Origin of the sequence: Microbacterium sp. 71-23 (genome assembly GCF_001897265.1) — a bacterium.
Taxonomy (GTDB): domain Bacteria; phylum Actinomycetota; class Actinomycetes; order Actinomycetales; family Microbacteriaceae; genus Microbacterium; species Microbacterium ginsengisoli.
Genome location: NZ_MKSL01000017.1, coordinates 276,274 through 289,610, shown reverse-complemented (window position 1 = coordinate 289,610; position 13,337 = coordinate 276,274). Strand labels below are relative to the sequence as shown.

The window sequence follows — 13,337 nt, the reverse complement described above, 5'->3', positions numbered from 1 at the left end:
AGGCGAGGGGCGAGCCGAAGCCCGCCCCTCGCCGAGTCTTATGCGTCGACCCGGATCACTCCGCGGAAGCGACGATGTTGACGACCTTGCGGCCGCCCTTGGTGCCGAACTCGACGGCACCGGCCGACAGCGCGAACAGCGTGTCGTCGCCGCCACGGCCGACGTTCACGCCGGGGTGGAAGTGCGTACCGCGCTGGCGGACGATGATCTCGCCGGCGTTGACGACCTGGCCGCCGAAGCGCTTCACGCCGAGGCGCTGCGCGTTCGAGTCACGACCGTTGCGGGTGGAGCTTGCGCCCTTTTTGTGTGCCATCTGAACGTCTCCCCTGGCTGCTTACTTGATGCCGGTGACCTTGACGCGCGTGAGGTCCTGACGGTGGCCCTGGCGCTTCTTGTAGCCGGTCTTGTTCTTGAACTTCTGGATCACGATCTTCGGGCCGCGCTCGTTGCCGAGCACCTCGGCCGTGACCGACACCTTCGCGAGCTTGTCGGCGTCAGTGGTCACGGCGTCGCCGTCGACCAGGAGCACCGCGGCGAGCTCGACCTTCTCGCCGACCTGCGCCTGAAGGCGGTCGAGAACGACGATCGAGCCGACCTGGACCTTCTCCTGGCGGCCGCCGGCGCGCACAACTGCGTAAACCACTTCACACCTGTTTCTTCAGGGAGCTGACTGCTCCGTGTTGTCCATCCGTATCGCCCGTGAAGGGCGGGAAAGTCACGGTGCCACCGGACATCGAGTCCTCGCGCCGCTCCCGGGGTGCAGCGCATGACGCACCAAAGGGATACTTTACCGGATGCCGCGCCCTCCGGCAAAGCGAGACGGGGCCGTGTCGCGGCATCCGCTCGTAGACTTCCGGAGTGATCCTGATCGACGACCCCCGCTGGCCCGCACACGGACGCCTCTGGTCGCATCTCGTCAGCGACCACAGCCTCGAGGAGTTGCACACGTTCGCCCGCGCGAACGAGCTTCCGGCCCGCGCCTTCGATCTCGACCACTACGACGTTCCGGCCGAGGCCCACGAGCGTCTCGTCGCCGCCGGCGCGACCGCCGTCGACGGGCACACGCTCGTGCGCCGGCTCATCGCGTCCGGTCTGCGCGTACGCGCGCGCGACCGCGCTTAGCCCTGCGGCTGCTCGCCGACGACCGGCGTCGTCGTGAGCGTCGCCGTCGTCACACGGCGGCGCGCGCGACCCTGACCGGGGGCCTTCGGCTCAGGCAGCGCGTTGAGCACCGAGTCGAGGAGGATGTCCGCTTCGCTCTTCGAGGATCCCCCGTCGGAGCGCTTGCGACGACGCTTGGGACGCTCGGGCTGCTCAGCGCTATCCGCCGACGGCAGCTCGATCTCCAGCGGTACACCCGAATCGGTCAGCACGGGCGCGATGGTTGAGGCCGCGATCTTCGCGAGTGCCGACTTCGCACCCTCGGTGATCACGTGGGTGCCCCCACCCGCCGGAGCCGGCTGCTGCGGAGCAGCCGCGGCGTTCACGCCGTTCTGCCCCTGGCCGCCGCGATTGCGCCGCGTGCCGCCGTTCGTGGCGGGCGCCGCCGTGCGGTGCTTCACAACCGGGTCGTGGTGCACGATGACGCCGCGCCCGGCGCAGATCTCGCACGCCTCGCTGAAGGTCTCGAGCAGGCCGAGCCCCAGCTTCTTGCGGGTCATCTGCACGAGCCCGAGGGACGTGACCTCGGCGACCTGGTGCTTCGTCCGGTCGCGCGAGAGGCACTCGATGAGGCGCCGCAGCACGAGATCGCGGTTCGACTCGAGCACCATGTCGATGAAGTCGACGACGATGATGCCGCCGATGTCGCGCAGTCGCAGCTGACGCACGATCTCCTCGGCCGCCTCGAGATTGTTCTTCGTGACGGTCTCCTCGAGGTTCCCGCCCGAGCCGACGAACTTGCCCGTGTTGACGTCGACGACCGTCATGGCCTCGGTGCGGTCGATGACGAGCGAACCGCCCGAGGGAAGCCACACCTTTCGCTCGAGCGCCTTCTCGATCTGCTCGGTCACGCGGAACGTGTCGAACGGGTCGCGCTCGCCCTCGTAGCGCTCGACGCGCTCGAGAAGGTCGGGCGCCACCGCACGCAGGTAGCTCTCGATGGTCTGCTGGCCCTCGTCACCCTGGATGAGCATCTTCGTGAAGTCCTCATTGAAGACGTCACGCACGATCTTGACGAGGAGGTCAGGCTCGGAGTGCAGCAGCGCCGGCGCCTGACCCGCCTGCGTCTGGGCGCTGATGTGCTCCCACTGCGAAGTCAGACGCTGCACATCGCGGGTGAGCTGCTCCTCGGTGGCGCCCTCGGCCGCGGTGCGCACGATCACACCCGACGACTCCGGCAGCACCTCCTTGAGGATCTTCTTCAGGCGGGCGCGCTCGGTGTCGGGGAGCTTGCGCGAGATGCCGTTCATCGCTCCACCCGGCACGTACACCAGGTAGCGACCCGGGAGCGAGATCTGGCTCGTGAGCCGGGCGCCCTTGTGGCCGACCGGGTCCTTCGTGACCTGCACGAGCACACGGTCGCCGCTCTTGAGGGCGAGCTCGATGCGACGCGGCTGGTTGCCGGTCTCGACGCCATCCCAGTCGACCTCACCGGAATAGAGCACAGCATTGCGGCCCCGGCCGATGTCGACGAACGCGGCCTCCATGCTCGGAAGCACGTTCTGCACGCGACCGAGGTAGACGTTGCCGATGAGCGAGGCGTCCTGGTTGCGGGCGACATAGTGCTCGACGAGCACGTCGTCCTCAAGGACGGCGATCTGGATGCGACCGTTCTTCGACCGCACCACCATCACGCGGTCGACGGCCTCACGGCGCGCGAGGAACTCGGCCTCGGTGACGACCGGACGGCGACGGCCGGCCTCACGACCGTCGCGCCGACGCTGCTTCTTCGCCTCGAGACGCGTGGAGCCCTTGATGCGCTGCGGCTCGGTGATCAGCTCGACGGCGCGAGCCGGGCGGGTGTACTCACGCTCCTCGGTGGCCTCGCCACCCGTGCCGCGGCGACGATTGCGGCGACGGCTGGTGCTGGTGCCCGGCTGGACGGCGTCCGCCGGGGCGGGCGACTCGTCGATGTCGTCGAGCAGCGGCAGCAGTGCGACGGGCGGCGCGTAGAAGTGGAGAGCTGCCGAGACGGTGGACACGAAGGTCTCGGGCAGCAAGCCGAGCCCGACCGCGGTGAGCGGACCCTCCGGCTCCGCGACAGACTCCGGCTCGGCCTCCGCCTCAGGCTCGGCGACCGGCTCAGGCTCGGCGTCCGGCTCAGCTGCCTCGGTCTCCGTGGTCGCGACATCGGCGGTGGCATCGGCAGAGCCCGGCTCCGGGACGCCGTCATCGCTCACAGCCCCGGTCACCGCCGAGTCCACGACCTGATCGGAAGCAAGAACGTCAGCCGCAGGCTGCACGGTGAAAGGGTCGGCGATCGCGGGGGTCGTGGCATCCGTCACGGCGTCAGCAACGTCAGCGGGGTTCGAGGGGATGTCGGCATCATCGGCCATCACAGGCTTGTCTCCCAGCCCGGCGACACCGCGCGTCGCCCGGCGATCTCATCTCTGGCGGCGGCGCACCCGGCGCTGCCGCAAACTCACTCGGTGTGCAGGAGGCTCGAGGCTCGTCCTGCGAGGGCGGTCATCGCCCGAAGTCTGCATCGATGTCGCGAGCGGCGCGGCCGCCGCGGCATCCGGTTCATTATCTCATCTTCCGTGTCGTCCGCGCGACGGGTGGATGCCGCGGCGCGTCGAGCCTCTCATTCTCACGGTCGCTGCGCCGGCGCGGGCCTGCTGCGCACCGCGAGAATGCGGGCATGCCCGACCATGCATCCGCACCGCGCACACCCGCTTTCGGAATCTGGCTGATCGTCGCCGGCGTGGTCGGCTGGACGGCCGCCTTCGAACTCACGCTCGAGCGGCTGCACCTGCTCGCGAACCCGGCAGCCGCGGCATCCTGCGACTTCAGCGTGCTCGTCCAGTGCAAGGCGAACCTCGAATCGTGGCAGGGCAGTGCATTCGGCTTCCCCAACCCGATCCTCGGCCTCGCAGGCTGGGTGGCTCCGGTGATCATGGGCGTGGCAGTGCTCGCCCGGGTGCGCTTCCCCGGCTGGTTCTGGGGGCTGTTCTGGTTCGGCACCGCGAGCGCGTTCGGGCTCGTCACCTGGTTCATCAGCCAGAGCATCTTCCAGCTGCACACCCTGTGCCCGTGGTGCATGCTGACCTGGTCGATGACGATCCCGACGTTCTACGCCGTGACCGTCCACGTGCTGCGCATCGGCGCAGTTCCCGTCACGGCGCGCACCCGGTCGCGCGCGGGACGCCTGATGGCGTGGGTGCCGCTCGCCACGATCCTCAGCTACGCGGTCGTGATCCTCCTCGCCCAGCTGCGATTGGACGCGATTCCCAACGTGCTCAGCACCTTCTTCGGCTGAGCTATCCACAGGCACCCCCGCGCCGCCGTCTCCGCTCGCTAGCGTGAGGGCGACGCGAGGAGGCAGCGATGTCGTACGAGACGGACGGCATGACCGCGCTGGATGCGGCTCGAGCCCGCATCGATGCCCAGATCGCGGCGGCCCGCCAGGCAGCGGATGCCGCGGCTCGCATCGAAGCCGACCTTCGCGCGCTGCGCGTCACTGCGACCTCACCCGGACGCGAGGTGTCCGTGACCGCCGGCGCGACGGGGGCGATCGATCGCATCGAGGTGCAGGACACCGCGCTCGACGTCGACGCCCGCTCGCTCTCCCGCCTCCTCACCGAGACCGCCGCGCAGGCACAGGGTCTCGCGGCCGCGCGGGCCGTCGAACGGCTCGCCGCTGTGGCGGACGTCGACTCCCTCACCGTGACGCGCACCGGTCCGGTACACGATGACGGACCCGGTTCGGGCGCCTGATGATCATGCTCGACCGCCTCGTCGTCACCCCAGCCCGGCTCGCCGCCGCGGCGGCCCGCATCACGAGCGCGGGTCGCGCAATCGACGACGCCCTCACCCAACTCGAGAGCGACGCGACGGCGTTGCGAGGATCCTGGTCGGGCGAAGCCCAGCAGGCGTTCGATGCGGCCCAACGACAATTGCGCGCCGGGCTGGCAGACCGCACCGACGCACTCGCTCGCATCGACACCGCCCTCACCGCCCTCGCCGAGTCGTACACCGCCACGGACCTGCAGGGCGCACGCTCTCTCGGAGCGACCTCGTGACCGCGGCGAATCAGCGCATCGTCCTCGACGGCGACGTGCTGCAGGCTCAGGAGACACTGCTGCGCGAGGCGTCCGCCGAGCTGGACCGGGCGGCGGCGCGCACCGCGACGCCGCTCGGGCCGATCGCGTTCGGTGCGCTCGCACAGGGACTCCTCGTGCCCGCGACCACTGCTCTCGCGTCCCATACGCGTGACCTCCTGGGCATGGCGCACACCCTCAGCGACCGCATGGCCGACGGGGCGTCGCACGCGGGCACAGCCTTCGCCCGCGTCGAGGACGACGCGACGACGACCTTCACCGGGACGGAACCATGAGCGCGTCGTCGCTCGCTGCAGAGATACGCGGCGGCGCCTGGGCCGGCGGCCTCCCGCGCAGCGCTCTGGGCGCACCGGCGTGCGCGGAGATCCCCGGCATCGCGGGCGTCGTGATCACCTACGTGCAACCGCTTCGGGACTGGGTCGACCAGCTGCTCGGTGACAGCGCCCAGGTCGGGGGTGTCGCCGCGCAGTGGGAGGACGCAGCGGCGTCGCTGACCGAACTCGCGCCGCGACTGCGCGTCGGCCGCACCGCCCTCACTGATCTCGACGGCCGCACCGTGCGCGCGTTGCGAGAACGACACGACGACCTCCTGGCGGTGACGAGGGATGCCGCGGAGTGGGCCGCGGCGACAGCGGCATCCCTCCGTCTCGCCTCCCGAATCGTGGATGCGACCCGAACCTACGTCTGCGAGGTGCTGGCCCGCCTCGCGCGCTTCGCCGAGCAGCTGTTCTCGTTCTCCCTCAACCCGCTCGAGATCGCCCACCGCGTGACGGATTTCGCGCGCGCCGCCGCAGATCTCGTCGCCGCGACCGGACGGCTCGTGACCGAGCTCCTCGAGGCTCTCCACGCGCTCTCCGCGCTCATCCAGCGCCTCATTCCGATCATCGCCGAGGCTGCGGCGACACTGAAAGACGTCGTCGCCCGCATGCTGCCCGCCGTCGGACTCGCCACCGGCGGACTCGTCGGGATGCTGTTCGGCGGAGCCGCGCAGAACTTCCTCCAGAAGTCTGCCGACGTCGAAGAGCTCGACCCCGACACGCTCGACCCGACGCGCCGACAAGCATGGGAGGACGCGCAGCGCGTCACCCGGCTCGACACCTTCGCCGACCTCGTCGCGGTGAATGGCACGACGGATCTGATGGGCGGCGCCGATGCGACGGTGATCGACGTGAAGCGGGTCGTCCGGGCCGACGGTTCGGAGCACTGGGTGGTCTCGGTTCCCTCCACGCAGGACTGGCAGTTCAGCGGCGACAAGGGGGCTATGAACGATCGCGACTCGAATATCGCACTCATGCTCGACAACCCCCTGCTGAGATCCGCGTATGAGCGAGCCGCGCTCGAGGCGATGAGAGACGCCGGCATCCGGCCCGGCGATCGGGTGGTGCTGACAGGCTTCAGCCAGGGAGGCATCCTGGCGGCGAACCTCGCGGCCGATCCGACGTTCCCGTACCGCACGATCGGGGTCGTCACCAACGGATCGCCTGTTGACGGGTTCGCGGTTCCCGCCGATGTCCCGGTCTACTCGTTCCAGCACGAGAGCGACCTGGTGCCGCGCCTCGACGGCAACGGCACCGGGCCCGTGCCTCCGAACGTGCACCGCATCACGCTGCCCGACACCGGGAACCCCCTGGCCGCGCACGACAACCAGTACTACCGGGACTCGATCGCCGCGTGGGAGCAGCTGTACGCCGCCCAACACGGCGCTCCCCCGCCCGGACTCGACGCGCTCACCGGCGCGGTCGTCGACCACTCGATGTTCACGGCAGCAGAATGAGGATCATGTCCCCCCGACACGCGCTCCCCCGCACGATCGCGCTCGTCGCCACCGCCGTCGCACTGGTGACCGGCCTCGCCGGGTGCGTCGGCGCCCCGACGGCGGACGTGTCGTTCGAGCAGAAGATCCCCGCCGCGCTCGAAGGTGCCGGCCTCGGTCTCTCGGATGCGTGGGCGAGCCGCAGCACCGACGGGTTCACGGTGGTGCTCAACGTCGGCGCCGTGTCGACGGCCGCCGATGTCTCTGATGCGGAGCTGCGCCGCATCCTGCAGCTCATCGAGGCGAACAACACGCTGGGTGGTGACCGCCTCGATCTCACCGTGCGCAGCTCGAGCGGCGACCGCATCGACCTCGAGCCGGCCGCTGTCACGCTCGGAGCGGACCCCAGCGCCTACCGCGGATCCGTGCCCACAGCGCTATCGCTGTCGTGGGACGAGGTCACGCGGATTCTGCATTGACACCCGCTCCGCAACGTCGATGCCCGCCTCTTGGCGGAGGCGGGCATCAACACATCTCGCGCCGGACGACTCAGCCGAACCAGATCTCCAACTCGCGGGCCGCCGACTCCGGGCTGTCGCTGCCGTGCACCAGGTTCTGCTGCACCTTCACCCCCCAGTCGCGACCGAAGTCGCCGCGGATCGTCCCCGGAGCGGCCGTCGTGGGGTCGGTGGTTCCCGCGAGGGACCGGAACCCCTCGATCACACGGTTGCCGGCGAGGCGGATCGCGACCGACGGACCGGACATCATGAACTCGACAAGAGGCTCGTAGAACGGCTTGCCTTCGTGCTCGGCGTAATGCTGCTCGAGCCGGCCCCGTTCGGGCTCCACGAGTCGCAGATCGACGAGCGAGTACCCCTTCGCCTCGATCCGGGCGAGGATGGCTCCGGTCAGGCCGCGGGCGACGCCGTCGGGCTTGACGAGGACGAGGGTTTCTTCGGTGGCCATGGTTCTCAGTCTCCGTTCTCGGCGCCCTCGACGAGCCGCGCGTTACGGCGATCGAGCTGGGCCCCCTTGATCGTCGCATATCCCCACATGGCGCCGAAAATGACCCCGACGATGAACAGGCCGAACGCGAGGAAGCCGCTCAGGAACACGAGCACCTGCAGTGCCCATCCGAGCCAGATTCCCCATCGGAAGCGCAACACGAGGGTCGTGAGCACCATGACGACGGCCACGACGATGCCCCCGACGATGCCCCACCAGGGGTCGACGCCGTCGGGGAGACCCTTGAGTCCGTAGACGGCGAGACCGCCGAGGAAGACGACGATCGACTCGAATCCGAGGATGACGGCGCCCAGCGACTCCTCGGCACCGCGCCGACGGCGCTCGCGCGGGCTCACTGCTCCCACCCGGCCATCCAGTCCTCATCGCGCGCGAGCGCGATCGCCTCCCCCGCGAGCACGACGGAGCCCGCGATGACGACCGCGCGCCGCTCTCCCGTCGCCGCCCACGACCGGGCGGCCTCCGCCGCGTCGGCGAGGTCCGGATGCACCGACACCGGCAGGCCCGCAGCTTCGACCACATCGGCGACGGCGTCCGCGTCACGGGCACGGTCGGAATCGGGCGCGGTCGCGAAGACGTGGGTCGCGACATCGACGAGCTCTCCGACGATGCCGGATGCGTCCTTGTCGCCGAGCACGCCGAGCACGAGTCCCCATTCGTCGAAGTCGAAGGATGCCGCCAGCCCCGCCGCGAGCGCGTGCGCACCGTGCGGGTTGTGGGCGGCGTCGACGACGACGGTCGGGTGGGTGCCGATCAGCTGCAGGCGGCCCGGCGAGGTCGCCTGCGCGAGCCCCTCGGCGACCACGTCGCCGGTCAACGGCTGCGTGCCGCCTCCGATGAGCGACTCGACCGCCGCGATCGCGAGTGCGGCGTTCGCGGCCTGATGGGCGCCGTAGAGCGGCAGGTACTCGTCGGCGTAGGTGCCGGCGAGTCCGCGCACCGTGACGACCTGGCCCCCGACCGCCAGGTTAGCCGCCGTGACGGCGAACTCCTCGTCGGCGAACGAGATCGTCGCACCCTGACGCTCGGCGGCGGCGCGGAGCACGGCGGCGACGCCCGGCGTCTGCGCCGCGGACACGACGGCCGCACCGGGCTTGATGATGCCGGCCTTGACCTCCGCGATCGCCTCGACGGAGCTGCCGAGCCGATCGGCGTGGTCGAGACCGACCGGCGCGATCACCGCCACGTCGCCGTCGGCGGTGTTTGTCGAGTCCCACGACCCGCCCATCCCGACCTCGATCACCGCGACGTCAACGGGCGCATCCGCGAAAGCCACGAACGCGAGCACGGTGAGCAGCTCGAAGAACGTCAGCCGTGCATCGCCCGCGGCCTGCAGCTCCGCGTCGACGAGGTCGACGAACGGGGCGATCTCCTCCCACGCGTCGGCCACCTGCGCGTCGGCGATCGGCTCACCGTCGATCATGATGCGCTCGGTGAACCGCTCGAGATGGGGGCTGGTGAACAGGCCGGTGCGCAGACCGAGCGAACGCAGCAGGCTCTCTGCGATACGGCTTGTCGACGTCTTCCCGTTCGTGCCGGTCACATGCACCACGCGGTACGTACGCTGCGGGTCATCGAGGTACTCGAGCACGCGGCGTGTGCGCTCGATGCGCGGCTGTACCCACTGCTCCCCCTGCCGCTGCAGCAGTGCTGTGTAGACCGCATCGGCGCGAGCGGTCTCGCGGGCGGTCACTCGGTCACCCCCGCGCGTGCGACCTCGACGCGGAAGGCGCCCGCGTTCGCGAAGGCGCCCGCCTCGAACGAGCCGGTGTGCTCGCCGTGGCCGGCGGCGTCGAACGTCGAACCGACGAGCACGTGTCCGTTCACGGTCGCGCTGACAGCGAGCGTCTCGTCGGCCACGCCCGCGAGAGCGAAGGCGGCCGCGACGGCGGCGGCGTCCGTGTCGTCGTCGAAGCGCAGCGAGAGCGAGATGCGGTCGCTGACGTCGAAGCCGGCGGCCTTGCGCGTGTCCTGCACGGCACGGATCACGTCGCGCGCGAGACCTTCGGCCTCGAGCGCGGGTGTCGTGGCGGTGTCGAGCAACACGAATCCGCCGCTCGCGAGCACCGCGAGCGCCTCACCCTCCGGACGACCCGACGTCTCGACGGCAAGCTCGTACTCCCCGTCGACGAGCGCGAGTCCGCCCGCCGTGACGACGCCGTCGACCACCGACCAGTCGCCCGCCTTGGCGGCCTGGATCACCTGCTGCACCTGCTTGCCGAGTCGAGGCCCCGCCGCGCGGGCGTTCACCGTCAGGCGGTGAGAGATGCCGAAGGCGGCGGGGGTGTCGGCGGCGAGCTCGACGAGCTCGATCGCCTTCACGTTGAGCTCGTCCTGCAGGATCGTCTCGAACTGGGCGAGGGCCGCGGCATCCGTCACCACCACGGTCAGGCGCGGAAGCGGCAGGCGCACCCGCTTGCCTTCGCGCTTGCGCAGGGCGTTGGCGACGCTCGAGACCTCGCGCACGGTGTCCATCGCGGTGCGGATGTCGGCCGCCGCGGGGAACGCGGACGCGTCGGGCCAGTCGGTCAGGTGCACGCTGCGTCCGCCGGTGAGGCCCTGCCACACCCGCTCGGCGACGAGCGGCAGCAGGGGCGCCGCCACGCGCGTGAGCGTCTCAAGCACGGTGTAGAGCGTGTCGAACGCCTCCGTGCTGGTCGGATCGGAGACGTCGCCCCCGGTCCAGAACCGGTCGCGCGAGCGTCGGATGTACCAGTTCGTCAGCGCCTCGGCGAACTCGCGCAGGCGAGAGGCCGCGGTGGTCGAGTCCAGACCCTCGAGATCGGATGCCACGTCCCGCACCAGGTCGCCGGTCAAGGCGAGGATGTACCGGTCGAGCACGTTCGTCGAGTCGGTGCGCCATGTCGCCGTGTAGGCCTGGCCCCCGGGCCCGCCGGCGGCGTTCGCGTAGGTCGCGAAGAAGTACCACGCGTTCCACAGCGGCAGCAGGAACTCGCGCACACCCGCGCGAATGCCCTCCTCCGTCACGACGAGGTTGCCGCCGCGCAGCACCGAGCTCGACATGAGGAACCAGCGCATCGCGTCGGAGCCGTCCCGGTCGAACACCTCGGAGACGTCCGGATAGTTGCGCAGCGACTTCGACATCTTCAGGCCGTCGTTGCCGAGCACGATGCCGTGGCACGACACGCCCGTGAACGCGGGGCGTCCGAACAGCGCGGTGGAGAGCACGTGCATGACGTAGAACCAGCCGCGCGTCTGCCCGATGTACTCGACGATGAAGTCGGCGGGAGCGTGCGCATCGAACCACTCGCGGTTCTCGAACGGGTAGTGCACCTGCGCGTAGGGCATCGAGCCGGAGTCGAACCAGACGTCGAACACGTCCTCGATGCGGCGCATCGTGCTGCGGCCGGTCGGGTCGTCGGGGTTCGGGCGGGTGAGCTCGTCGATGTACGGGCGGTGCAGGTCGACCTGGCCCTCCGCGTCACGAGGGAGCGTGCCGAAGTCACGCTCCAGGTCCGCGAGCGACCCGTAGACGTCGACGCGCGGATAGGCGGGGTCGTCGCTCTTCCACACCGGGATCGGCGAACCCCAGTACCGGTTGCGGCTGACGGACCAGTCGCGCGCGCCCTCGAGCCACTTGCCGAACTGGCCGTGCTTCACGTTGCCCGGCACCCACGTGATCTGCGCGTTGCCGGCGATCAGGTCGTCCTTGATGTCGGTGACGCGGATGAACCAGCTCGACACGGCCTTGTAGATGAGAGGGTTGCGGCACCGCCAGCAGTGCGGGTAAGAGTGCTCGTAGCTCGCCTCGCGCAGCAGCCGACCCTCCTGCTTCAGCAGGCGGATGAGCGGACGGTTCGCGTCCATCCAGAGTTCGCCCGCGACATCCGTCACCTGCGGCAGGAAGCGGCCACCGTCGTCGAGGCTCACGATCGTCGGGATGCCGGCTGCATCCCCGATGCGCTTGTCGTCCTCGCCGTACGCGGGAGCCTGGTGCACCACGCCCGTGCCGTCGCTCGTCGACACGTAGTCGTCCGCGAGGATGCGCCACGCGTTCTCGGTGCCGAACGCCTCGTCGGCGTAGTAGTCGAACAGGCGGTCGTAGTGCACGTCGGCGAGCTCGTGGCCGAGCACGGTGCGCTCGACGGCCTCGCGCGCGGCATCCGCGTTCTCGTAACCCAGGTCCTTCGCATAGCCGCCCAGAAGGTCGGCGGCGAGCAGGTAACGGTGCGCCGCCGCGGAGGACGCGTCGTCGGCGGTCGGGATGTCGGCGGCGCCCGCCGGCCCGCCGGGCACCACGACATAGGTGATGTCCGGGCCGACGGCGAGGGCGAGGTTCGTGGGGAGGGTCCAGGGGGTGGTCGTCCACGCGAGCACGCGCACACCGGTGAGCCCGAGCGCCTCCGCCTTGGTGCCGACGAGCGGGAACGTGACGGTCACCGAGGGGTCCTGGCGCATCTTGTAGACGTCGTCGTCCATGCGAAGCTCGTGTGCCGACAGCGGCGTCTCGTCCCGCCAGCAGTACGGCAGCACGCGGTAGCCCTCGTACGCGAGACCTTTCTCGTAGAGGGTCGCGAAGGCCCACAGCACCGACTCCATGAAGGTCGCGTCGAGCGTCTTGTAGCCGTTCTCGAAGTCGACCCAGCGCGCCTGCCGGGTGACGTAGTCCTCCCACTCGTGCGTGTACTCGAGCACCGAGGCACGGGCCTTCGCGTTGAAGGTCGCGATGCCCATGCGCTCGATCTCGTCCTTCTCGGTGATGCCGAGCTGCTTCATCGCCTCGAGCTCGGCGGGAAGGCCGTGCGTGTCCCAGCCGAACACCCGATCGACCTTCTTGCCGCGCATCGTCTGGAAGCGCGGGAAGAGGTCCTTCGCGTAGCCGGTCAGCAGATGTCCGTAGTGGGGCAGGCCGTTCGCGAACGGCGGTCCGTCGTAGAACACCCACTCCTCGGCGCCGTCGCGCTGGGCGATCGACGCGCGGAAGGTGTCGTCGTGCGCCCAGAAGTCGAGCACCTCGCGCTCGATCTCGGGAAAGCGGGGGCTCGGGGCGACGTCGGCGGAGGGTCCGAAAGCGGACGGGCGGGGGTAGGTCATCGTCTCTCTCACAGGATTCGTGTGCTCCTGCCGGGACGACCCTGAGGCCGCGGTACCACCCCGCATTGACGGATGCCGCGGCATCCGTCCTCTTTCACTGCGGCTGTGACGGGCCTGCCCCGCGCGGGTCTAGTGGGCCGAAGCCGTTCTTCCGCGAGCTCCCCGGTGATGGCCGGATCGGTGCTGGTCGCACAAGTCTACCGGCGCTGACCGCGACTGTCGCGCCCCGCGCGCCATACTGACCGCATGGATGCCGCGTCCCTCCCCGTGCCCGTCGACCCGGC

At 70.0% G+C, this 13,337-nt stretch carries 14 protein-coding genes; 7 read left to right on the top strand and 7 right to left on the bottom strand.

Translation table 11 applies throughout. From position 1 onward, the window contains the following. Positions 1-55: 55 nt before the first annotated feature. On the bottom strand, positions 56-313 hold the full coding sequence (gene rpmA, locus BGO15_RS08040) for a 50S ribosomal protein L27 (protein WP_045248359.1): 258 nt from the start codon (positions 311-313) through the stop codon (positions 56-58). Between the two features lie 21 nt (positions 314-334). Continuing rightward, positions 335-643 carry a 50S ribosomal protein L21 gene (gene rplU / locus BGO15_RS08035; protein WP_045248360.1) on the bottom strand — a complete coding sequence of 103 codons (309 nt, stop codon included), beginning with the start codon at positions 641-643 and terminating at the stop codon, positions 335-337. A 215-nt stretch (positions 644-858) separates the two neighbouring features. Here rplU and BGO15_RS08030 point away from each other — a divergent pair, with 215 nt between their 5' ends. Next, complete coding sequence (locus tag BGO15_RS08030) at positions 859-1,122, top strand: DUF4031 domain-containing protein (protein ID WP_056208708.1); 264 nt, start codon at positions 859-861, stop codon at positions 1,120-1,122. On the opposite strand, the gene BGO15_RS08025 is transcribed toward BGO15_RS08030, so the two are convergent. Further along, the gene (locus BGO15_RS08025) at positions 1,119-3,497 is read right to left on the bottom strand and encodes an Rne/Rng family ribonuclease (protein ID WP_235557352.1); all 2,379 of its coding nucleotides are present in this window, start codon (positions 3,495-3,497) and stop codon (positions 1,119-1,121) included. The genes BGO15_RS08030 and BGO15_RS08025 overlap by 4 nt on opposite strands. A 305-nt stretch (positions 3,498-3,802) precedes the next feature. Here BGO15_RS08025 and BGO15_RS08020 point away from each other — a divergent pair, with 305 nt between their 5' ends. The 6 genes from BGO15_RS08020 (at position 3,803) to BGO15_RS07995 (ending at position 7,454) form a co-directional block, all read left to right on the top strand. Then, on the top strand, positions 3,803-4,420 hold the full coding sequence (locus BGO15_RS08020; protein WP_056208705.1) for a vitamin K epoxide reductase family protein: 618 nt from the start codon (positions 3,803-3,805) through the stop codon (positions 4,418-4,420). Positions 4,421-4,488: 68 nt separating this feature from the next. Beyond that, complete coding sequence (locus tag BGO15_RS08015) at positions 4,489-4,878, top strand: YbaB/EbfC family nucleoid-associated protein (protein WP_056208703.1); 390 nt, start codon at positions 4,489-4,491, stop codon at positions 4,876-4,878. A gap of 5 nt (positions 4,879-4,883) precedes the next feature. Beyond that, a complete protein-coding gene (locus BGO15_RS08010) occupies positions 4,884-5,183 on the top strand; it encodes a WXG100 family type VII secretion target (protein WP_162237831.1) in 300 nt (99 codons plus the stop codon). Beyond that, positions 5,180-5,497, top strand: coding sequence for a hypothetical protein (locus BGO15_RS08005; protein ID WP_056208696.1), 318 nt, complete (start codon positions 5,180-5,182; stop codon positions 5,495-5,497). Before BGO15_RS08010 ends, BGO15_RS08005 begins: the two co-directional genes overlap by 4 nt. Beyond that, on the top strand, positions 5,494-6,996 hold the full coding sequence (locus BGO15_RS08000) for a lipase family protein (RefSeq protein WP_056518590.1): 1,503 nt from the start codon (positions 5,494-5,496) through the stop codon (positions 6,994-6,996). The genes BGO15_RS08005 and BGO15_RS08000 overlap by 4 nt, the downstream gene beginning before the upstream one ends. A 5-nt stretch (positions 6,997-7,001) precedes the next feature. Further along, complete coding sequence (locus BGO15_RS07995) at positions 7,002-7,454, top strand: hypothetical protein (RefSeq protein ID WP_056208689.1); 453 nt, start codon at positions 7,002-7,004, stop codon at positions 7,452-7,454. A 70-nt stretch (positions 7,455-7,524) separates the two neighbouring features. On the opposite strand, the gene ndk is transcribed toward BGO15_RS07995, so the two are convergent. From ndk to ileS, 4 genes are read right to left on the bottom strand one after another with little or no spacing between them, the layout of a single operon-like run. Continuing rightward, on the bottom strand, positions 7,525-7,941 hold the full coding sequence (gene ndk, locus BGO15_RS07990; RefSeq protein ID WP_045248367.1) for a nucleoside-diphosphate kinase: 417 nt from the start codon (positions 7,939-7,941) through the stop codon (positions 7,525-7,527). Between the two features lie 5 nt (positions 7,942-7,946). Further along, positions 7,947-8,345 (bottom strand): DUF4233 domain-containing protein, encoded by a 399-nt coding sequence (locus BGO15_RS07985; RefSeq protein ID WP_056208684.1) that lies wholly within the window; start codon positions 8,343-8,345, stop codon positions 7,947-7,949. Further along, a complete protein-coding gene (locus tag BGO15_RS07980) occupies positions 8,333-9,691 on the bottom strand; it encodes a bifunctional folylpolyglutamate synthase/dihydrofolate synthase (RefSeq protein ID WP_056208682.1) in 1,359 nt (452 codons plus the stop codon). The genes BGO15_RS07985 and BGO15_RS07980 overlap by 13 nt, the downstream gene beginning before the upstream one ends. After that, entirely contained in the window at positions 9,688-13,053 is a 3,366-nt protein-coding gene (ileS, locus tag BGO15_RS07975) for an isoleucine--tRNA ligase (protein WP_056518592.1), read from the bottom strand. Before ileS ends, BGO15_RS07980 begins: the two co-directional genes overlap by 4 nt. Between the last annotated feature and the right edge of the window lie 284 nt (positions 13,054-13,337).

What these genes read in the sequence shown, in the direction of transcription:
- BGO15_RS08015 (WP_056208703.1), top strand. Translation starts at nt 4,489, where the DNA reads ATGTCGTACGAGACGGACGGCATGACCGCGCTGGATGCGGCTCGAGCC.
- BGO15_RS08010 (WP_162237831.1), top strand. Translation starts at nt 4,884, where the DNA reads ATGCTCGACCGCCTCGTCGTCACCCCAGCCCGGCTCGCCGCCGCGGCG.
- rpmA (WP_045248359.1), bottom strand. Translation starts at nt 313, where the DNA reads ATGGCACACAAAAAGGGCGCAAGCTCCACCCGCAACGGTCGTGACTCG.
- ileS (WP_056518592.1), bottom strand. Translation starts at nt 13,053, where the DNA reads ATGACCTACCCCCGCCCGTCCGCTTTCGGACCCTCCGCCGACGTCGCC.
- ndk (WP_045248367.1), bottom strand. Translation starts at nt 7,941, where the DNA reads ATGGCCACCGAAGAAACCCTCGTCCTCGTCAAGCCCGACGGCGTCGCC.
- BGO15_RS08000 (WP_056518590.1), top strand. Translation starts at nt 5,494, where the DNA reads ATGAGCGCGTCGTCGCTCGCTGCAGAGATACGCGGCGGCGCCTGGGCC.
- BGO15_RS08025 (WP_235557352.1), bottom strand. Translation starts at nt 3,497, where the DNA reads ATGGCCGATGATGCCGACATCCCCTCGAACCCCGCTGACGTTGCTGAC.
- BGO15_RS07995 (WP_056208689.1), top strand. Translation starts at nt 7,002, where the DNA reads ATGTCCCCCCGACACGCGCTCCCCCGCACGATCGCGCTCGTCGCCACC.
- BGO15_RS08020 (WP_056208705.1), top strand. Translation starts at nt 3,803, where the DNA reads ATGCCCGACCATGCATCCGCACCGCGCACACCCGCTTTCGGAATCTGG.